Annotated in this window: 17 protein-coding genes; 9 read left to right on the forward strand and 8 right to left on the reverse strand. The window is 73.8% G+C overall.

Annotated elements, in window-relative coordinates; translation table 11 throughout:
- The first annotated feature begins 45 nt into the window (after window positions 1–45).
- Both AB0B58_RS30350 and AB0B58_RS30355 read left to right on the forward strand, forming a co-directional pair.
- On the forward strand, window positions 46–783 hold the full coding sequence (locus AB0B58_RS30350) for a CoA-transferase (RefSeq protein WP_360230470.1): 738 nt from the start codon (window positions 46–48) through the stop codon (window positions 781–783).
- Between the two features lie 41 nt (window positions 784–824).
- A complete protein-coding gene (locus tag AB0B58_RS30355; RefSeq protein ID WP_360230601.1) occupies window positions 825–1,817 on the forward strand; it encodes a nitronate monooxygenase in 993 nt (330 codons plus the stop codon).
- Here AB0B58_RS30355 and AB0B58_RS30360 read toward each other — a convergent pair.
- Window positions 1,801–2,934 carry an acetyl-CoA C-acetyltransferase gene (locus tag AB0B58_RS30360; RefSeq protein ID WP_360230472.1) on the reverse strand — a complete coding sequence of 378 codons (1,134 nt, stop codon included), beginning with the start codon at window positions 2,932–2,934 and terminating at the stop codon, window positions 1,801–1,803. The two genes, AB0B58_RS30355 and AB0B58_RS30360, sit on opposite strands and share 17 nt — an antisense overlap.
- A gap of 67 nt (window positions 2,935–3,001) precedes the next feature.
- On the opposite strand from AB0B58_RS30360, the gene AB0B58_RS30365 reads away from it, so the two are divergent.
- Genes AB0B58_RS30365 through AB0B58_RS30375 form a run of 3 tightly spaced genes read left to right on the forward strand, consistent with a single transcriptional unit; the run spans window position 3,002 to window position 6,096 of the window.
- Window positions 3,002–4,180 (forward strand): acyl-CoA dehydrogenase family protein, encoded by a 1,179-nt coding sequence (locus tag AB0B58_RS30365; RefSeq protein ID WP_360230474.1) that lies wholly within the window; start codon window positions 3,002–3,004, stop codon window positions 4,178–4,180.
- A gap of 9 nt (window positions 4,181–4,189) precedes the next feature.
- Window positions 4,190–5,200 carry an acyl-CoA dehydrogenase family protein gene (locus AB0B58_RS30370; protein ID WP_360230476.1) on the forward strand — a complete coding sequence of 337 codons (1,011 nt, stop codon included), beginning with the start codon at window positions 4,190–4,192 and terminating at the stop codon, window positions 5,198–5,200.
- A 23-nt stretch (window positions 5,201–5,223) separates the two neighbouring features.
- Window positions 5,224–6,096 carry a TIGR03619 family F420-dependent LLM class oxidoreductase gene (locus AB0B58_RS30375; RefSeq protein ID WP_360230478.1) on the forward strand — a complete coding sequence of 291 codons (873 nt, stop codon included), beginning with the start codon at window positions 5,224–5,226 and terminating at the stop codon, window positions 6,094–6,096.
- On the opposite strand, the gene AB0B58_RS30380 is transcribed toward AB0B58_RS30375, so the two are convergent.
- The 3 genes from AB0B58_RS30380 to AB0B58_RS30390 all read right to left on the reverse strand — a co-directional run bounded on the left by AB0B58_RS30380 (window position 6,077) and on the right by AB0B58_RS30390 (window position 9,286).
- Window positions 6,077–7,258: a sulfotransferase gene (locus tag AB0B58_RS30380; protein WP_360230480.1), complete on the reverse strand. Its 1,182-nt coding sequence runs from the start codon at window positions 7,256–7,258 to the stop codon at window positions 6,077–6,079. The genes AB0B58_RS30375 and AB0B58_RS30380 overlap by 20 nt on opposite strands.
- Window positions 7,259–7,348: 90 nt before the next feature.
- Window positions 7,349–8,125: an SDR family oxidoreductase gene (locus AB0B58_RS30385; protein WP_360230482.1), complete on the reverse strand. Its 777-nt coding sequence runs from the start codon at window positions 8,123–8,125 to the stop codon at window positions 7,349–7,351.
- A gap of 3 nt (window positions 8,126–8,128) precedes the next feature.
- Complete coding sequence (locus AB0B58_RS30390) at window positions 8,129–9,286, reverse strand: hypothetical protein (RefSeq protein ID WP_360230484.1); 1,158 nt, start codon at window positions 9,284–9,286, stop codon at window positions 8,129–8,131.
- Between the two features lie 90 nt (window positions 9,287–9,376).
- Here AB0B58_RS30390 and AB0B58_RS30395 point away from each other — a divergent pair, with 90 nt between their 5' ends.
- On the forward strand, window positions 9,377–10,429 hold the full coding sequence (locus AB0B58_RS30395) for an NAD(P)-dependent alcohol dehydrogenase (RefSeq protein WP_360230486.1): 1,053 nt from the start codon (window positions 9,377–9,379) through the stop codon (window positions 10,427–10,429).
- A 7-nt stretch (window positions 10,430–10,436) separates the two neighbouring features.
- On the opposite strand, the gene AB0B58_RS30400 is transcribed toward AB0B58_RS30395, so the two are convergent.
- From AB0B58_RS30400 to AB0B58_RS30410, 3 genes are all read right to left on the reverse strand, one after another.
- Window positions 10,437–11,720 (reverse strand): methyl-accepting chemotaxis protein, encoded by a 1,284-nt coding sequence (locus AB0B58_RS30400; protein WP_360230488.1) that lies wholly within the window; start codon window positions 11,718–11,720, stop codon window positions 10,437–10,439.
- Between the two features lie 159 nt (window positions 11,721–11,879).
- Window positions 11,880–12,974, reverse strand: a complete 1,095-nt coding sequence (locus AB0B58_RS30405) for a nitronate monooxygenase family protein (RefSeq protein WP_360230490.1) — start codon at window positions 12,972–12,974, stop codon at window positions 11,880–11,882.
- A complete protein-coding gene (locus AB0B58_RS30410) occupies window positions 12,955–14,583 on the reverse strand; it encodes an acyl-CoA synthetase (protein ID WP_360230492.1) in 1,629 nt (542 codons plus the stop codon). Before AB0B58_RS30410 ends, AB0B58_RS30405 begins: the two co-directional genes overlap by 20 nt.
- A 57-nt stretch (window positions 14,584–14,640) precedes the next feature.
- On the opposite strand from AB0B58_RS30410, the gene AB0B58_RS30415 reads away from it, so the two are divergent.
- A complete protein-coding gene (locus AB0B58_RS30415) occupies window positions 14,641–15,435 on the forward strand; it encodes a crotonase/enoyl-CoA hydratase family protein (RefSeq protein ID WP_360230494.1) in 795 nt (264 codons plus the stop codon).
- A 2-nt stretch (window positions 15,436–15,437) separates the two neighbouring features.
- On the opposite strand, the gene AB0B58_RS30420 is transcribed toward AB0B58_RS30415, so the two are convergent.
- On the reverse strand, window positions 15,438–16,985 hold the full coding sequence (locus AB0B58_RS30420; RefSeq protein ID WP_360230496.1) for an acyl-CoA synthetase: 1,548 nt from the start codon (window positions 16,983–16,985) through the stop codon (window positions 15,438–15,440).
- A gap of 101 nt (window positions 16,986–17,086) precedes the next feature.
- Between AB0B58_RS30420 and AB0B58_RS30425 the strand changes: the two genes are divergently transcribed.
- Window positions 17,087–18,064 carry an OB-fold domain-containing protein gene (locus tag AB0B58_RS30425; protein WP_360230499.1) on the forward strand — a complete coding sequence of 326 codons (978 nt, stop codon included), beginning with the start codon at window positions 17,087–17,089 and terminating at the stop codon, window positions 18,062–18,064.
- Window positions 18,061–19,110, forward strand: coding sequence for a thiolase domain-containing protein (locus AB0B58_RS30430; protein WP_360230501.1), 1,050 nt, complete (start codon window positions 18,061–18,063; stop codon window positions 19,108–19,110). Before AB0B58_RS30425 ends, AB0B58_RS30430 begins: the two co-directional genes overlap by 4 nt.

Below are 19,110 nucleotides of genomic sequence, written 5' to 3' on the forward strand. Positions count from 1 at the left end.
GTTCGAGGGTCATGTCGTCGCCGGAGCGCCAGCGGAGGTGACGGCATGACCGCGGTGACCCGGGCCGAGGTTTGTGTGGTGGCCTGCGCCGAGGTGTGGCGCGGCGACGGCGCGGTCCTGGCCGGCCCCACCGGGCTCATCCCCCGCCTCGGCGCCCGGCTGGCGCAACTCACCTTCTCCCCCGACCTGCTGCTCACCGACGGCGAGGCCACCCTCGTCTCCGGTGACGTCGCCGAGGGGTGGCTGCCGTACCGCGCGGTCTTCGGCGTGGTCGCCGCGGGCGCGCGGCACGTGATGATGGGCGCCAGCCAGCTCGACCGGTACGGCAACCAGAACATCTCCTGCGTCGGCGACTGGGCCCGGCCGTCCAGGCAGCTGCTCGGCGTGCGCGGCGCACCGGGCAACACGGTCAACCACCCCACCAGCTACTGGGTGCCGCGGCACTCGCGCCGGGTCTTCGTCGAGCGTGTCGACATGGTGTGCGGCGTCGGCTACGACCGGGCCGGCACGCTCGCGCCGCCGGCCAACCGGTTCCACGAGATCCGCGCGGTGGTCACCGATCTCGCGGTGCTCGACTTCGGCACGCCGGACCGTTCCATGCGGCTGCGGTCGCTGCACCCGGGCGTACGCGTCGGCGACGTCGTCGCGGCCACCGGCTTCCGGCTGTCCGTCGCGGACGAGGTGCCGGCGACCCGGCTGCCGACCGCGGACGAGCTGGCGCTGATCCGCGACCTGGACCCCGAGGGCCGCCGGGAGAAGGAGGTCCCGTGCGGACCCGCCTGACCGAGCTGCTCGGCTGCCGCCACCCGATCGTGCAGACCGGCATGGGGTATGTGGCCGGGGCCGGGCTGGTCGCGGCGACCTCGGGCGCGGGCGGGTTCGGCATCATCGCCTCCGCCACGATGAGCCTGGACGAGCTGCGGTACGCCGTCGCGGAGGTACGCCGGCGCACCGCCGCGCCGTTCGGGGTGAACCTGCGCGCCGACGCCCCGGACGCCGCCGAGCGCGTCGACCTGCTCGTCGCGGAGCGGGTACGGCTGGCCTCGTTCGCGCTGGCGCCCAGCCGCGACCTGATCCGGCGCTGCGCCGACGGCGGGGTCCTCACGATGCCCTCGGTCGGTGCCCGGCGGCACGCCGAGAAGGTGGCCGAATGGGGCGTGGACGCCGTGCTGGTGCAGGGCGCCGAGGGCGGCGGGCACACCGGAGGGGTGCCGACGACGCTGCTGCTGCCGCAGGTAGTCGACGCGGTCGGCATTCCGGTGGTGGCCGCCGGCGGCTTCTTCGACGGCCGGGGGCTGGTCGCCGCCCTGGCGTACGGCGCCGCGGGCGTGGCGATGGGCACCCGGTTCCTGCTCACCTCCGACAGCCCGGTCGGTGCCGAGGTCAAGCGGCGCTATCTGGACGCGACGGTCACCGGCACGGTGGTCACCACCCGCGTCGACGGGGTTCCGCACCGGGTGCTGCGTACCGCTCTCGTCGACGGCCTCGAGCGCTCCGGCCGGGCCGGCGCCGCGCTGCGGGCGCTGCGCCACGCGGCGGCCTTCCGCCGCCTCTCCGGCCTGTCCTGGCCGGCGCTGCTCCGTGCCGGCCGGGCCGCCCGGCACGACCGCGAGCTCACCTGGGCGCAGACCCTGATGGCGGCCAACACCCCGATGTTGCTGCGGGCCTCCATGGTGGAGGGTCGACCGGAGTCGGGCGTGATGTCGGCCGGGCAGGTGGTCGGCCTGATCGACGACCTGCCGTCCTGCGCCGAGCTCATCGACCGGATCATGAAGGACGCGGATGCCCGCCTGGCCGCGCTCACAGCCGCTCGATGACGGTGACGTTGGCCTGTCCCCCGCCCTCGCACATGGTCAGCAGGCCGTACCGGCCACCGTCGCGCTCGAGCCCGTGCAGCAGCGAGGTGAGCAGCCGGGCACCGGTGGCACCGAGCGGGTGGCCGAGCGCGATCGCGCCGCCGTCGACGTTGACCCGGTCCGGCTCGGCCCCGGTCTCCCGCAGCCAGGCGAGCACCACGCTGGCGAACGCCTCGTTGACCTCGAACCGGTCGATGTCGGCCGGCCGCAGCCCGGTGCGGCGCAGCGCGTGGCCGGTCGCCGCGATCGGCGCGGTAAGCATCAGCACCGGGTCGTCGCCGCGCGCGGACAGGTGATGGATCCGGGCGCGGGGGCGCAGCCCGTGCGTGCGCAGCGCCCGGCCCGAGGCGACGAGCAGCGCGGCGGCGGCGTCGGCGAGCTGGCTGGACGTGGCCGCCGTGGTGACGCCGCCGGGGCGCAGCGGTTCGAGCGCGGCCATCCGCTGCGCCGATGTGTCCCGGCGCGGGCACCCGTCGGTGTCGCAGTCGCCGTACGGGGCGATCTCCTCCCGGAACCGGCCCTCGTCGATCGCGCGCGCCGCCCGCCGGTGGCTGGCCAGCGCGTACTCCTCCAGTTCGGCGCGGCTCAGGCCCCACTTGCCGGCGATGGCGTCGGCGCTGCGGAACTGGGAGACCTCCTGGGTGCCGTAGCGGGCCGCCCAGCCGGACGATCCGTCGTAGGGTCCGGCCGGCGCCATCGCGCTGCCGATCGGCACCCGGCTCATGCTCTGCACGCCGCCGGCCACCACGAGGTCGGCCGTGCCGCTCATCACCGCCTGGGCGGCGAAGTGGACCGCCTGCTGGGAGGAGCCGCACTGCCGGTCGACGGTCACGCCGGGCACGTGCTCGGGCAGCCCCGCGGCCAGCCAGCTGGTGCGGGCGATGTCGCCGGACTGCGGGCCGACCGTGTCCACGCAGCCGAGGACGACGTCGTCCACCGCGGCCGGGTCGACACCGGTGCGATCGAGCAACGCGGCGATGGCGTGCCCGCCGAGGTCCGCCGGGTGCACGCGGGACAGGGCGCCGCCGCGCCGCCCGACCGGGGTGCGTACCGCACCCACCAGAAACGCCGACTCCACGGTTGACGCCCTCCGCTCGACGGTCTACTACTAGAACATGTTCTAATCTATGGCATCGGAGCGCCCCATGCACGTCGGATACCCGCCGGAACAGGAACGGCTGCGCCGCGAGCTGCGGGAGTACTTCGCCGAGTTGATGACCCCGGCGCTGCGCGCCGGGCTCACCGACGACGCCGGGGAGTACGGGGACGGCACCGCGTACCGCGACGTGGTCCGCCGGCTCGGCCGCGACGGCTGGCTCGCGCTCGGCTGGCCGGCCGAGCACGGCGGCGGCGGCCGGTCCCGCCTGGACCAGCTCATCTTCGCCGACGAGGCCGCGCTCGCCGGGGTACCGGTGCCGTTCCTGACCATCTACACCGTCGGGCCGACCATCATGCGCCACGGCACGCCGCGGCAGCGGGCCGAGCTCCTGCCGCGCATCGCCGCCGGTGAGCTCCACTTCTCGATCGGCTACTCCGAGCCGGACGCCGGCACCGATCTCGCGGCCCTGCGCACCAGGGCGGTCCGGTCCGGCGACGACTACGTCATCTCCGGCCAGAAGATGTGGACCAGCCTCATCCAGTACGCCGACTACGTCTGGCTGGCCTGCCGGACCGACCCGGACGCGCCGCGGCACAAGGGCCTGTCGATCCTGATCGTGCCGACCGACGCCGCCGGCTTCTCCTGGACGCCGGTGCACACGGTGGCCGGGCCGACCACCAGCGCGACCTACTACGCCGACGTCCGGGTGCCCTCGTCCGCGCTGGTCGGCGCGGAGAACCAGGGCTGGGCCCTGATCACCGACCAGCTCAACTCCGAGCGGGTGGCGCTCACCTCGGCCGCGCCGATCCGCCGGTCGCTGGACGAGGTGCTCGAGTGGGCCGCGGTCACCCGCCTGCCCGACGGCCGGCGGGTCATCGACCAGGAGTGGGTCCGCCTGCACCTGGCCCGGGTGCACGCCAAGACCGAGGTGCTGAAGCTGCTCAACTGGCAGGTGGCGACCGCGGAGGGCGGCGGGCCGGCGCCGGCGCGGGCCTCGCTGAGCAAGGTGTACGGCACGGAACTGGCGGTCGAGGCGTACCGCCTGCTGATGGAGGTGTTCGGCACCGCCGCAACGGTCCGCTCCGGTTCCCCGGGCGCGCTGCTGCACGGCCGGATCGAGCGCATGCACCGCGCGTCGCTGATCCTGACCTTCGGCGGCGGCACGAACGAGGTGCAGCGGGACATCATCGCGGCCGGCGCACTCGGCCTACCGGTCCGGCGCTAGGAGGCTGAGATGGACTTCTCGTCGAGCGGCGAGGCACGCGACCTGGCCACCATGACCCGGGACCTGGCCGACTCCGGCCGTCCGCTGTGGCCGGCGCTGGCCGCCGCCGGCGTGCTCGCCGCCGCGCTGCCCAAGCGGGCCGGCGGCGAGGGGTACGGCCTGCTGGAACAGTGCGCGGTCCTGGTCGAGCTGGGCCGGCACGCGGCCGGCGTGCCGTACCTGCCGTCGATCGTCGTGGCGGCCGCCGCGCTGGCCCGGTTCGGCACCGACGAGCAGGTGGCCGGCTGGGCCGTGCCGGCGGGCCGGGGCGACGTGGTGCTCACCGCGGCGCCCGGCACGGTCCGCGCGGAGCCGGTCGCGGGCGGCGGCTGGCGGCTGGTCGGCGCGGTCACGGCCGTGCCGGGAGCCGTCGGCGCCGGGCTGATCCTGGTGCCGGCCGAGGCCGGCGTCTTCCTCGTGCGCCCGGACGATCCCGGCGTGACCGTCGAGCCGCAGCAGGTCGCCGGCGGCCCCGGCGCGGGCCTGCTGCGGCTCGCCGAGGCCGTCGTGCCCGGCGACCGCCTGATCGGCGACCCGGCGGTCGCGCCGTGGCTGACCGCGTGCGCCACGGTCGGCACCGCGGCGGCCCAGCTCGGCGTGGTGGAGCGGGCGCTGGAGATGACCGCCGGCTATGCACGCACACGGATACAGTTCGGCCGCCCGATCGGCGCGTTCCAGGCCGTCACCCAGCGGCTCGCCGACGCGTACCTCGACGTCGAGGGCCTGCGGCTCGCGCTGTGGCAGGCGGCCTGGCGGCTGGCCGAGGACCTGCCAGCCGCGGCCGAGGTGGCCACCGCGGGCTTCTGGGCCGCCGAGGCGGGCCACCGGGTGCTGCACACCACGGTGCACGTACACGGCGGCGTCGGCCTCGACCTGGAGTACCCGCTGCACCGGTACTTCCTCGCCGCGAAGTACCACGAGTTCCTCCTCGGTGGCGCCACCGCGCAGCTGCTGACGCTCGGCGACACCTTCCGATCCTAGGTAGAACACGTTACAGTTTTCTGATGAAGTTCTCCCTTGGCGTCGTGCTCAACCCGCTGGACCAACTGACCGAGCTGGCGCGTACGGCCGAGGAGTGCGGCTTCTCGTCCATCGCGCTGCCCGACTCCATCTTCTTCGCCGAACAGGCCGCCGCCGCGTACCCGTACACCCACGACGGCCGCCGGTTCTGGAACGCCGACACCCCGTGGGTGGACCCGCTGATCGCCGCCGCCGCGATGGGCGCGGTCACCAGCCGGATCCGGTTCTACACCCAGGTGCTCAAGCTCGGCCCGCGCAACCCGGTGCTGCTGGCCCGCCAGGTCGGCAGCGTCGCCAACCTGACCGGCAACCGGTTCGGGCTCGGTGTCGGGCTCGGCTGGACACCCGACGAGTCGCTGTGGTGCGGCGCGCCGTTCGCCGACCGGGGCGCACGCGCCGACGAGGCGGTCGAGGTGCTCCGGCTGATCCTCGGCGGCGGGATGGTCGAATACCACGGCAAGCACTTCGAGTTCGGCCGCGTGCAGATGAGCCCGGCGCCCACCGAGCCGGTTCCGGTCTACGTCGGCGGACACGCCGAGCCGGCGCTGCGCCGGGCAGCCCGCACCGGCGACGGCTGGACCTCGGCGATGATGCGCTTCGACCGGCTGCGGGCCGTCATCGAGCGCCTGGCCGTGCTGCGCCGGGAGTACGGCAGAGAGGATGTGCCGTTCGAGATCCAGGCGGTGTGCGTCGACCGGTTCGGCCTGGACGGCTACCGGGAGCAGGCCGATGCCGGGGTGACCGACGCGATCGTGGTGCCCTGGCTGTCGTACGGCGCCGGGTTCGACGCCGACCTGGCGACCAAGCAGGACGGCATCCGGCGGTTCGCCGACGACGTCATCGCCCGGATGACCTGACCGCCCGGCGGTGCGCGGCCAGGTAGGAGTCGAACGCCGCGTCGACGGCGGCACCGGTGAGCCCGAAGTCGGCGAGCTCGTAGGAGTGCGCCGGGCGGCGCGCGCCGGCGACGCTCCGCGCGTGCAGCGCCGTCATCGCCGACCGGGCCGGCGCGGTGAGCGGGGAGCCGAGCCGGTCGTAGATCGCCTCGACCGTCGCGATCGGATCGGCGACGAAGTCGTCGTAGTGGACGTCGATGAAGCGCGCCGGGTCGTGCCCGGCCCGGTCGGTCATGAACCGCCGCACCCCGCGGGCCCAGAGCTCGAGCTGGGTGCGGCCGACGACCTCGCCCCGGAACAGCTCCGACCAGCCCCGCGCGGCCTGCGCGTTGAGGCTGCACACCGAGGCGATCGCGGTGCGCGGCGCCCGGTGCGTCTGTATCACCACCGCGTCGGGGTAGGCCGTCAGCAACGCGTTCAGCGCGAACAGGTGGCTCGGGTTCTTCAACACCCACCGGCGCCCGGCGTCCGGCAGGCCGATCAGCTGCAGGTTGCGCCGGTGCCGCCGGTACGCATCGGTCCAGTCGCGCCCGGACAGCCAGCGCGAGTAGGTCGGCAGGTAGGCCAGGCACTCGAAGGACACCGACATCATCGACTGGCGCAGCAGGCGCCAGCACTCCTCCACCTGTTCGGCGCCGAGGTAGTGCACGCCCATGAACCCGCGATCGGTCTCGTGGTGCCGCCGGTAGCCGTCCTGCAGCGCGGCGAAGACCGGATGGCCCGGCCAGTCCTCGCGGGGCGGCCGGGGCTGCGGCGCCTCGGTGAGCCACAGCTCGAGGCCCTGGTGCGCCGGGTCGGCGGCGAGCAGCCGGTGCAGCGCGGTGGTGCCCGTGCGGGGCAGGCCGGTCACGAACACCGGCCGCGGCACGGCGACCGCCGCATGCTCCGGGTACTGCCGCCAGGACGCCTCGCTGAGCAGCCGGGAGACCAGACCCGCGCGCAGCAGCCCGCGGGTCACCTTGCTGCCGGCCGGGGTCAGCGCGCTCTCCTTCGCGTACGCGGACAGCAGCACCCGCATCCCGTCGAGGTAGTCGTCGGCGCCGAAGTCGTCCAGGCCGGTGAGCCGGGCGGCCGAGGCGTGCAGGTCCTCCACCGTGCCGACGTCCGTGCGCGGACTCTGCATGCCTGCCTCCTCTAGGGCGTGACCTGCCGATCTTGCCGGCCTGCGCCGGGCCCAGCTTCCGCCTCGCGGCGCGGTCCGGGAGGACACGCCCTAGTGGTGGAACTCCCCGCAGTTGACGTCGAGGCACTGGCCGGTGATGCCGCGGGCCAGATCGGAGGCGAGGAACAGGACGGCGTCGGCGATCTCGTCCGGCTCGGGCAGCCGGCGCAGGTCGGTGGTGGCCGCGGTCTCGTCGTAGATCTGCTGTGCCGGCACGCCCCGCTCGGCGGCCTGGTAGTCGAACCAGGCGCGCAGGGTGTCCGCCCAGATCCAGCCCGGCGCCACCGAGTTGACCCGTACGCCCTTGGGGCCGAGTTCGCTCGCCAGATTCTGCGCCAGCGCAAGCAGGCCCGCTTTGGCCAGCTTGTACGGCCCGAACGGGCGCCGCGAATGGCGCAGCACCGCCGAATTGACCATCACGACCGCGCCGCCGGAGGCAACCAGCGCCGGCGTCAGCAGCCGGGTCAGCCGCAGCGCGGCGAGGACGTTGATGTCGAAGCTGCTCCGCAGGTCGTCCAGGTCGACCTTGCCGAGGCTGCGCATGGGCGGCATGGCGAACGCGTTGTTCACCAACGCGTCAACCCGGCCGAAGGTGTCCAGCGCCGCGCCGACCAGCCGTTGCACGGCCGCGTCGTCGGTGATGTCGGTCGGCACGGCCAGGGCGCGCCGGCCCGCGGCGGTCACCTTCCCGGCCACCTCGGCCAGATAGGACCCGGTGCGGGCGGCGAGCACGACGTCGGCGCCGGCCGACGCGGCCCGCACGGCGACGGCCTGGCCCAGCCCGGGCCCGACCCCGGAGACCAGCACGACCTTGTCCGCCAGCAGCATGTCTCACCCCAGCATCCGGGCCGCGACCGCGGCCTGCCGCGCGGCGATCCGGTCCCGGTACGCACTCGGGCCGGACGGCTCGTGGAAGGGCAGCCACTTGGGCAGTTCGTCGACGGCGACGACGTCCACCCGCGGCCCGTCGCGCGCGTCGAGCGGACGGGACAGCCGCTGCCAGCGCAGCTGCACGTAGCCGCGGCGGTGGCCGGTGCGCTCCAGCCAGTTCGGCACGCCCGGATCGCGCTCACTGATCACGTACCGGATCATGCCGTCCGGGTCGGTCCGCGCCTGTGCGGCGGTGAGGCTGGTCTGGTGGTGGATGTAGTCGAGCGACACGTACCACATGCTGCCCAGCTGGATGCCCTGGTACGGCACGCCCGCGGCGGGCACGGTGACCACCATGGCCTGGTCGTCGTCGAGGTCGTAGTGGCCGACCGACGAGTACTGCGTGGCCAGGCCGCCGGGCGTCGGGCGGGGCGGGGTGAGGGTGTTCACCGGCAGCCCGAGGTAGAACCGCTCGGCGAAGGCGAGGAAGGTGCGCAGCCGGCTGACCAGGATCTTGCCGGCCACCCCGTACCGCTTGGCCATGGTGGCCCGGTCCGGCGGCGCGGGTGCCGCGCCGATCCGGTCGGCCCGCTGGATGCGCAGCATCCCGGGCTCCTCGGCGGCCCAGTCGTTGAAGACCTCGCGGACGACAAGCATCGCCGAGCCCGGCCCGAGCGCGAAGGCGTTGCGGCCTGTCGCGCCCGGGGAGAACCTGACCTCGAACGAGCCGTCGTCGTCGATGTCGATCTCACGGTCGTCGAAGGCCGCCAGGCTGCCGGGCACGTTGACCGGCGAGTACTCGCCGTCGAGCAGCTGGAAGCTCAGGTCGGCGGTGGTGCCGCGGCGGCCGGTGACCACATATTCGGCGTCGTCGCGCAGCCAGGCGTGGAAGTAGAGGGTGTCCGGGTTGTCGAGGCCCATCTTGGTGTACGGGCCGGTCGAGCGGACGAAGTACGGGAAGTCACGCTCGTACGCCCAGGCCATCTGCACCGACGCCCGGATGCTGCCGGCGAGGTAGTCGTAGCCCTCGACCAGGTCCTGCTCGCCGCGGATGTGCGGGGCCCCGGTGATGACCTTCTCGGCTTCGGTGATCGCGTCCGCGAACGACTGGGTGAGCACGACTCATGCTAGAACGGGTTCTAATACAGCGTCAACGTCCACTGTCCCGTCGGTTGACTATCAACGAGAACCTGTTCCACTCTTGACCTCATGGCCGAGACGATGCGGGCGTACCGGATGAGCGGTTGGGGCGACGCGCCGGGTGCGACGGCGGTCCCGGTGCCCCGCCCCGGGCCCGGGCAGGTGCTGGTGCGCGTCGCCGGCTGCGGGCTGTGCCGCTCCGATCTGACCATGCGGCGGATGCCGCGGGCGATCGGCGAGAGGCTCGGCTGGGCGATGCCGTTCACCCTGGGCCACGAGACGGCGGGCCGGATCGCCGCGCTCGGCGCCGGCGTCGACGGCCTCGCCGAGGGCGACCCGGTGGCGCTGGTCGCCACCGGCTCCTGCGGCACCTGCCGGTTCTGCGTCCGCGGCCTGGACAACAGCTGCCCGCGGGGGTCCGCCGGGCGCGGGTACGGGCTCGACGGCGGCCTCGCCGACTACGTGCTGGCCGGGCGGCGGGGCCTGCTGCCGCTGGGCGGGCTCGATCCGCGGCACGCCGGCCCGCTGACCGACGCGGGCGCGACGGCATACCACGCGGTGCGGCGCTCGCTGCCGCGGATCGTGCCCGGCGGCACCGCCGTGGTGCTCGGCGCGGGCGGGCTCGGCGCGTTCGCGGTGCAGTTCCTGCGGCTGCTGACCGCGGCCCGGGTGGTCGCCGTCGACCCCAGCCAGGACCGCCGCGCGTATGCGGAGTCCGTCGGCGCGCACCACGCGCTGTCCGGTGTGGACGAGAACACCGCCGACCGGCTCCGGGCGCTCACCGGCGGACTGGGCGCGGACGCGGTGCTGGACTTCGTCGGCACCGACGCGACAATCGCCGCCGGCCTCGCGTCGGTCCGGCCCGCCGGGGCGTACGGGCTGGTCGGCTCGGCCGGCGGGCGGCTCACGGCGCCCTGGTTCGGCACCCTGCCGAAGGACGGCGAGGTGTACACCTTCCAGGGCTCCACGATCGCGGACGCCCAGGAGGTGATCGCGCTGGCCGCGGCCGGGCTGATCCGCAACGAGGTCGAGGAGTTCGGCTTCGACGGCGTCGACGAGGCATACACCCGACTCGCGGCCGGCGGTCTCACCGGCCGCGCCGTCGTGGTCCTGGAACGGTAGGGTCTCGCTACCGCCCGCCGGTTCGGGAGATCTGCTCCAGGGTCCGGATACCGCTGGCCATCGTCTGCGTCTCGCCGGCGGTCTGGGTGACCGTTCGGGTCACCTCCGCGACGGCGGCGGTCTGCTCCTCGATCGCGGCGGCTAGCGTGCTGTGGTGCGCCGACAGGGAGTTCATGCTCCCGGCGATCTCCGTCACCTGGGTGACCGCGGCGTCGACCTGGGCCCGCACCTCGGTCAGGGTCCGGTTGATGGAGTCGGCGTTCGCGCCGGACTGGCGGGCCAGTTCCTTGACCTCGTTGGCGACGACCGCGAAGCCCTTGCCGCTCTCGCCGGCGCGGGCCGACTCGATGGTGGCGTTCAGCGCCAGCAGGTTCGTCTGCTCGGCGATCGACTGGATGATGTCGCTGGCGGCCATGATCTGCTCGCTCGACACGGCCAGCGCCTTGATCACCGTGGCGGCGTCGTCCGCCTGCCGCACCACCGCGACCGTGACCTGCTCGGTGGACTGTGCCGTGCGCGAGAGGTCCTGGAGCGCGGAGGACATCTGCTCGGTCGCGGTGGCCGCGACGGTCGTGTTCTGGCTGACCTCGGCGGCGGACTGGGCCAGCACGGCCGCCTGCTCGGCGACCTGCTGCTGCAGGCGGGTCTGCTCGGCCACCTGCGCGGCGGCCAGCTCGGCCCGGTGCGCCTCGGCCTGCTGCTGCTCGGTCAGCGTACGCACCTGCAGCTCACTGACCTCAGCCTGAGCCCGGGCGACCTGGGCGGACTTGTCGTCGAGCAGTCCGCGCAGCCAGTGCGTCGCGGTGCCCATCCCGGTCAGCATCAGCGAGATCGCCAACGCACGCCAGACCGCGACCGACGGTGGGGCCAACTGCCACTGCGCCGCCATGGTCAGCACGGCCATGAGAACGGACAGCGCCACCAGATCACGCCGCTCGAGGGCGAACCCGGCCCAGACCAGGCCGATGGCCGAGGACAGCAGGCCCACGTAGTAGGTCTCGGGGACGGTGACGGCTCCGATACCGATCATCGCCACGCCGAGGTAGGCCATGGTCCGCAACGCCAGGGGCGGTACCCGGTCCCAGTTCACCCGCCAGGTGGCCGCCGCGACCGCCAAGGCCGCCAGCGCCCGGATCAGCAGGAGCCCCCGGTGGCCCTCGACATTGGACAGCGCGATGACCAGCCCGGCCAGACCGGCGGGCAGGAACAGTCGGGGCAGCAACCTACCGGAGACGGACCGATCCTCCAGCGGACTGCGTCGTCCCGCAGCGATGGCTTGGCTGTGAGTCATGCCCTGTCCATCGGCCGCGCGAGGCTCGGTGTTGAGGCCTGCGCCGCTGTGTCTCACATAACTGGACGGGTCACGCCGGCGCCGCGGACGCCGACATCAAGCCCGCCTCAGCCGCCACAACAGTCACGGCTACACCCTCACCTCACTGCCGTTGCGGTGTTAGACGAGCTTGGCCAGGCGGGCCAGGGTCTCGTCCGCCTCCGCAACGAGGTCGGCCATCACGTCGGCGACCGGGCGGACCTGGTTCATCCGGCCGACGATCTGACCGACCGGCATCGGCACGACGGTGGGATCTCCGGACTCCATCAGCCGGGCGTGCGCGTCGGCAACCAGCAGGTTCTGCAGCGGCATCGGCAGCGGGCCGGGCGCGTCCGGCCCGGTCCACGCGTCGGTCCAGCGGTTGCGCAGCAGGCGCGCCGGCTTTCCGGAGTAGATCCGGCTGCGGACCGTGTCCGCGGAGCCGGCCCGCAGCAGCGCCTGGCGCAGTGCGGGCGCGCTGCGGTACTCCGCGGTGCCGAGCCAGACCGAGCCCATCCACACCCCGCGCGCACCGAGCGCCAGCGCCGCCGCGATCTGCCGGCCGCTGCCGATGCCGCCCGCCGCGAGCACCGGCACCCGATCGCCGACCGCGTCGACGACCTCCGGGACGAGCACCATGCTGGCGATCTCGCCGGTGTGCCCGCCGGCCTCGTACCCCTGCGCCACGACCAGGTCGACGCCGCTCGCCACGTGGCTGCGGGCGTGCTCGGCGCGCCCGGCCAGGGCGGCCACCGCGAGGCCGTGGCCGTGCGCCTGGTCGATCACGTCGGCGGGCGGCGGGCCGAGCGCGTTGGCGATGAGGCGGACCGGGTGGGTAAGCGCCACCTCGACGTGCGAGCGCGCCACCGAGTGCAGCCAGCCGAGCACGCCGGCCCGGGCCGGCCCGTCGCCGGAGAGCGGTGGCACGCCGAGGTGCAGCAGCGTCCGCTCGACGAAGTCCCGGTGCCCCGGCGGGATCAGCCGGTCCAGGTCGGCGGGGGCGCCCTCGGCCGGGCCCTGGCTGGGCATCACCACGTCCACCCCGTACGGGCGGCCGGCGGTCCGCTCGTCCAGCCAGGACAGCGTGGCGTCCAGTTCGTCCGCGTCGTTGAAGCGCACGCAGCCCAGCACGCCGAGGCCACCGGCCCGGCTGATCGCCGCGACCACGTGCTCGGACGGGCTGAAGCCGAGCACCGGGTGTTCGATGCCGAGCCGCTCACACAGATCGGTCCGCACGCCCGGCCACCTCCGCCCGGTGATCCTCGGCGTACCCGTGCGCCCAGCGGTAGTCCGCCTTGCCGCTCAGGGTGCGGGCGATCTCGTCCACCACCCAGATCCGGCGGGGGACCTTGTAGCCGGCGATCCGCCGGCGCAGGTGCTCCTCCAGCTCCGCGAGGTCGAGCCGGCTGCCGGGCCGTTGCTGGACCAGCGCCGCCACCCGCTGCCCGAGCAACTCGTCGGGCACGCCGATGACCAGCGCGTCGAAGACGTCGGGGTGCGCCTTGAGCGCGCCCTCGACCTCCTCGGGAAAGACCTTCTCGCCGCCGGTGTTGACGCAGGTGTTGCCGCGGCCGAGCAGGGTGATGGTGCCGTCGGGTTCGAGCCGGGCGAAGTCGCCCGGCACGGCGTAGCGCACGCCGTCCACCTCGGTCAGCAGCGTGGCGGTCTTCACCGGGTCGTTGTGGTAGCCGAGCGGCAGATGCCCGGCCCGGGCCAGGCGGCCGATCACGCCGGGCGGCGCCGGGCGGTCCTTCTCGTCGATCACGATGGTGCCGGGCCCGGGCATGACCCGCGGGCAATCGATCGCGCCGCCCTGGGTGTCGGCCACCACGCCGAGGCCGGCGAAGCCGGTCTCCGAGGAGCCGATCGAGTCGGTGATCAGCACGTTCGGCAGCGCCTCCAGGTACTGCCGCTTGACCACCGGCGAGAACAGCGCCGCGCTGCTGGAGACGGCCACCAGCGACGAGCCGTCGTACCCGCCGGCCAGATACGCCTCGATGATCGGGCGGGCCATCGCGTCGCCGACGAGCACCACGACGTTCACCGCGCGCCGGTCGATCGTCCGCCACACCTCGTCGGCGTCGAAGTGCGGCAGCACCACCACGGTGTCGCCGGCGAACAGGGCGGCGAGCGCCGCCCACTGCGCGTTGCCGTGTATCAGCGGAGCCAGGCAGAGCCGCACCATGCCGCCCGTCTCGGCGCCGCGCCTGGTCTGTTCCCACTCGTCGGCGAGCGGGATGCCGGTCATGAAGTCGATGCCGCCGCCGAGCACCCGCCACACGTCCTCGTGGCGCCAGATGACGCCCTTCGGGAAGCCGGTGGTGCCGCCGGTGTACAGCAGGTAGACGTCGTCGCCCGAGCGGTCCCCGAAGTCGCGGCCGGGTTCTCCGGCGGCGAGCGCGTCCGCCAGCGGCACGCCGCCGAAGCCGCCGAGCTCGGCGCCCGAGTCGTCCGGCAGCGCCACCGCGGTGTGCAGGCCCGGTGCGGCCGGTAGCACGGCGGCGACCCGGGGCGCGTAGCGGCGGTCGTGCACCAGCGCGGTGATCCCGGCGTCGGCGAAGAGATACTGTAACTCGTTCTCGACATAGCGGTAGTTGACGTTGACGACCACCGCACGCAGCTTGTACACGGCGATCATGGCCACCATCGCCTCGATCGAGTTGCCCGCGTAGAGGCCGACGTGGTCGCCCTTGCCCACTCCGCGACTCCGCAGGAAATGGGCCAGCCGGTTGGCCGTCTCGTCCAGCTCGGCGAAGCGGACCGCGCGCTCCCCGCAGGCCACCGCGACACGGTCGGGGAAGGCGTCGACCGCGTGTTCGAACAGGTCCGCAATATTGGCCGCCATCCTCAGAAAGTAGAACCTGTTATTGTTAGTCGCAAGCCCTTGTGGAGAGGAGACTTCGTGGAGACCGAAGTGGAGGCACCGCACGCCCTCGTGGAGCGGCGCGGGCCGATCCTGGTCGTGACGATGAACCGGCCGCGGGTGCGCAACGCACTCTCCACCGAGATGCTCGGCATCCTGCGCGACGCGTGGGACCGGGTGGACGGCGACCCGGAGATCCGGGTGGCCGTCCTGACCGGGGCCGGCGGCGCCTTCTGCGCCGGCGCCGACCTCAAGGCGATGACCCGGGCACACCCCGGCGACCGGTTCGCGGGTGCCGACCTGTCCCGGATCGAGCCGCTGCTCAAGGGGCGCCGGCTGACCAAGCCGCTGGTGGCCGCCGTCGAGGGGCCGGCCGTTGCCGGCGGCACCGAGATCCTCCAGGCCACCGACGTGCGGGTGGCCGGTGAGAGCGCGCGGTTCGGCGTCTCCGAGGCCTGCTGGGGGCTCTTCCCGCTGGGCGGGTCCGCCGTCCGGCTGCCGCGCCAGCTCCCCTACACGCTCGCCGCCGAGCTGCTGCTGACCGGCCGCCACCTGACCGCCGCCGAGGCGCAGCGGATCGGGCTGATCGGTCACGTGGTGCCGGACGGGCAGGCCCTCGGCAAGGCCCTGGAGCTCGCCGGCGTGATCGCCGCGAACGGCCCCCTCGCCGTGCAGGCCATCCTGCGCACCATGCGCGAGACCGAGGGGATGGCCGAGAACGACGCGTTCGCCGTGGAGTCCCGCATCGGCATGGCCGTGTTCGCGAGCGCGGACGCCAAGGAGGGTCCCCGGGCCTTCGTGCAGAAACGGAAGCCGACGTTCGAGGGCCGATGAGCTCAGATCGCCCGCTCGCGCCCCGCCCAGTAGGGATCGCGCAGCAGTCGCTTGTAGAGCTTGCCGTTCGGGTCACGCGGGAGCTCGTCGACGTAGTCGACGCTGCGCGGCAGCTTGAACCTCGCCACCCGGCCGGCCAGGAACTCCAGCAGCTCCGCGGTGAGCTCCGGCCCGGTGCCGACGCCCGCCTCCGGCTGCACCACGGCCTTGATCTGCTCGCCCCACTCGTCGTGCGGTATGCCGAAGACCGCGACGTCGGCGACGGCCGGATGGGCGGCGAGCTCGCCCTCGACCTCGGCCGGATAGACGTTGACCCCGCCGGTGATGATCACGTCGCTCTTCCGGTCGCACAGGTGGAGATAGCCGTCGTCGTCGAGGAATCCGATGTCGCCGACCGTGAACATGCGGCCGCGCCAGGATCTCCGGGTCTTCTCCGCGTCACCGTGATACTCGAAGGTCGCGTCGCCCATCTGCAGGTAGACCTGGCCCGGCCGGCCCGCCGGCGCCTCGTCGCCGGCGGCGTCGAGCACGCGCACCCGCGACCCGGGCCACGCGCGGCCCACCGAGCTCGGCCGGCGCAGCCACTCCTCGGCGGTGATCAGGGTGCCGCCGCCCTCGGAGGCCGCGTAGTACTCCACCACCACCGGCCCCCACCAGTCCAGCATCCGGCGCTTCACGTGCGGCGGGCAGGGCGCGGCGCCGTGGATCATCACCCGCATCGAGGACAGGTCGTAGGCCGTGCGCACCTCCTCGGGCAGGGCGAGCAGCCGCCCGAACTGGGTCGGCACCATGTGGCTGTGCGTGACCCGGTGGCGCTCCACGAGCCGGAGCATCTCCTGCGCGTCCCACTGCCGCATCACGACGACGGCGTGCCCGAGCTGGATCGAGATGCCGGCGAAGTTCATCACCGCGGTGTGGTAGAGCGGCGAGCAGCACAGATGCACGTGCTCGTCGAAAGGCTTGAGCCCGAACAGGCCGAAGAACCACGTCGTGACCGGCGGGACCTCGTCCGGGTCGGCGCCGGTCAGCGGGCGGCGCACGCCCTTGGGGCGGCCCGAGGTGCCCGAGGTGTAGACCATCAGGGCGCCGCATGTGCGCGGCTCCGGCCGCCCGGACCCGCCGGCACCGAGCCCGGCGAGCGGGCGGAACCCGGGCACGTCCCCGACGGCGAGGCGGCCGTCGGCCGGCACCTTGGCCTCCCGCGCCGCGGCGGCCGCCGTTTCCGCGAACCGCTCGTGCGCGACGAACGCCCGCGCGCCGCAGTCGCGCAGGATGTAGCCGATCTCGTGGGCCACCAGGTGCCAGTTCAGGGGCACGACGTACAGCCCGGTCTGCAGGGCCGCGAAGTAGACCGTGATCATGTCGGCGCCGTTCGGCAGCATCAGCGCCACGGTGTCTCCGCGGCGCAGGCCGAGCGCCGAGAGTCCGCGCCCGATCCGGTCGGCCTCGGCGGCCAGCTCGCCGTAGGTGACCGTCCGGCCGTCCGCGTCCACGACGGCGGCGCGGTCCGGTGTCGCCCGCGCGATGGTCCACAGTCCGATGTCGGTCATCGCATCATTCTATAACGCGTTCCATCGACCGAGAAGGCGCAGCAGCCCGCATCTATCCCGCCCCTTGTCCGTAATATATGTAACGTGTTTCACTTGTAGGCGTGCACACCGAGCCCGCCACGACCCCACTGAGCGCCCCGCTGGTCGTCGGCTTCGACTACACCCGCTCCCTGGGTCCGGTCCTGGGCCGGTTCATGTCCGGCCTGCGCGACGGCCGCGTCCTGGGCAGCCGGTCCTCGGACGGCCGGATCCACGTCCCACCGCTGGAGTACGACCCGCTGACCCACGCGCCGGTGACCACGCTTGTCGAGGTCCGGCCGGTCGGCACGGTCGTCAGCTGGACCTGGTCGTACCGGCCGCTGGACGGGCAGCCGCTGAGCCGCCCGTTCGGGTGGGCGCTGATCCGGCTCGACGGGGCGGACACCACCCTGCTGCACGCGGTGGACGCCGGCGGCCCCGAGCGGATGCGCACCGGGCTGCGGGTGCGGGTCCGGTGGGCCGCCGACCGGGTCGGCCACATCCGGGACATCGAGTGCTTCGAACCGTCCGGCGATGCGTCCGCCGCACCGGCGGCCGGCCCGCCGGCCACGGCGGACGGTGAGGTCACCATGATGACCACCCCGATCCGGCTGAACTACCGGCACACCGCCTCGACCGAGGAGAGCCGCTACCTGCGGGCGCTGGCCGAGGGCCGGCTGCTCGGGCAGCGCTGCCCGGTCTGCCGCAAGGTCTACGTCCCGCCGCGGGTGTGCCCGGCCGACGGTGTTCCGCCGACCGACGAGGTGGTGGTGCTCGCCGACCGGGGGACGATCACCACGTTCTGCGTGGTCAACGTGCCGTTCGCCGGACAGCGGCTGGACCCGCCCTACGTCGTCGGCCAGGTCCTGCTGGACGGGGCCGACATCGCGCTGCAGAGCCTGATCCTCGGTTGCCCCGCCGACGAGGTCCGGATGGGCATGCGGGTGGCCGCGGTCTGGCGCCCGCGCGAGCAGTGGTCCACCACGCCCGACAACATCGCGCACTTCCGGCCGACCGGCGAGCCGGACGCGCCGTACGAGTCCTATGCGGACCAGCTATGACCGACGTGGCGATCATCGGATTCGCGCAGTCCCGGTCACGGCCCGAGGCGGGCACCACCAGCGGGGTGGAGACGCTGGTGCCGGTCTTCGCCCAGGCGCTCTCCGACGCCGGCCTGAGCCGCCGGGAGGTCGACTTCTGGTGCTCCGGCTCGTCGGACTACCTGGCCGGGCGGGCCTTCTCGTTCGTCAACGCGGTCGACGCGATCGGCGCGTACCCGCCCATCTGCGAGTCGCACGTGGAGATGGACGCGGCGTGGGCGCTCTACGAGGCATACGTCAAGATCCTGGCCGGCGAGGCGGAGACCGCCCTGGTGTACGGCTTCGGCAAGTCCTCGGCCGGCGAGCTGCGCCGGGTGCTGGCGCTTCAGCTCGACCCGTACGTTGCGGCGCCGCTCTGGCCCGACTCGGTGAGCGTCGCCGCCCTGCAGGCCCGCCTCGGCGTCGAGGCCGGCATGTTCAGCGAGCGGGACATGGCCGAGGTGGCGGCGCGCAGCCGGCGCGACGCGGCCGGCAACCCGTACGCGCAGCTCTCCGGCGAGACCACCGCCGACGAGTTGCTGACCGCGCCGTACCTCGCCGACCCGCTGCGCGTACACGACTGCGCGCCGGTCTCCGACGGCGCCGCAGCGGTCGTCCTGGCCGCCGGTGACCGCGCCCGCCGGCACCGCGAGCGGCCGGCCTGGATCACCGGGATCGCACACCGGGTCGACCCGCCGGGCCTGGGCGAGCGCGACCTGACCGCGGTCGCGTCGGCGGCCGCCGCGGCCGCCGCGGCCGGCCTCGCCGGCGACCTCGACGCGGTCGAGCTGCACGCGCCCTTCACCCACCAGGAGTTGCTGCTGCGCGCGGCCCTCGAGCTGCCCGGCGGGGTCCGGATCAACCCGTCCGGCGGCGTGCTGTGCGGCAATCCGATGTTCTCCGCGGGCCTGTCCCGGATCGGGGCGGCGGCCGAGCGGGTCATGTCCGGCCGGGCGCGGCGGGTGGCCGGACACGCCACCAGCGGGCCGGCGCTGCAGCAGAACCTGGTTTGCGTGATGGAGGCGTAG

The organism is Actinoplanes sp. NPDC049118 (assembly GCF_040648555.1).
Classification (GTDB): domain Bacteria; phylum Actinomycetota; class Actinomycetes; order Mycobacteriales; family Micromonosporaceae; genus Actinoplanes.

Coding starts and splice junctions, on each gene's coding strand:
- AB0B58_RS30355 (WP_360230601.1), top strand. CDS start 825: ATGGGGTATGTGGCCGGGGCCGGGCTGGTCGCGGCGACCTCGGGCGCG.
- AB0B58_RS30385 (WP_360230482.1), bottom strand. CDS start 8,125: ATGCTGCTGGCGGACAAGGTCGTGCTGGTCTCCGGGGTCGGGCCCGGG.
- AB0B58_RS30365 (WP_360230474.1), top strand. CDS start 3,002: ATGCACGTCGGATACCCGCCGGAACAGGAACGGCTGCGCCGCGAGCTG.
- AB0B58_RS30380 (WP_360230480.1), bottom strand. CDS start 7,258: ATGCAGAGTCCGCGCACGGACGTCGGCACGGTGGAGGACCTGCACGCC.
- AB0B58_RS30370 (WP_360230476.1), top strand. CDS start 4,190: ATGGACTTCTCGTCGAGCGGCGAGGCACGCGACCTGGCCACCATGACC.
- AB0B58_RS30410 (WP_360230492.1), bottom strand. CDS start 14,583: ATGGCGGCCAATATTGCGGACCTGTTCGAACACGCGGTCGACGCCTTC.
- AB0B58_RS30430 (WP_360230501.1), top strand. CDS start 18,061: ATGACCGACGTGGCGATCATCGGATTCGCGCAGTCCCGGTCACGGCCC.
- AB0B58_RS30400 (WP_360230488.1), bottom strand. CDS start 11,720: ATGACTCACAGCCAAGCCATCGCTGCGGGACGACGCAGTCCGCTGGAG.
- AB0B58_RS30375 (WP_360230478.1), top strand. CDS start 5,224: ATGAAGTTCTCCCTTGGCGTCGTGCTCAACCCGCTGGACCAACTGACC.
- AB0B58_RS30420 (WP_360230496.1), bottom strand. CDS start 16,985: ATGACCGACATCGGACTGTGGACCATCGCGCGGGCGACACCGGACCGC.
- AB0B58_RS30395 (WP_360230486.1), top strand. CDS start 9,377: ATGGCCGAGACGATGCGGGCGTACCGGATGAGCGGTTGGGGCGACGCG.
- AB0B58_RS30350 (WP_360230470.1), top strand. CDS start 46: ATGACCGCGGTGACCCGGGCCGAGGTTTGTGTGGTGGCCTGCGCCGAG.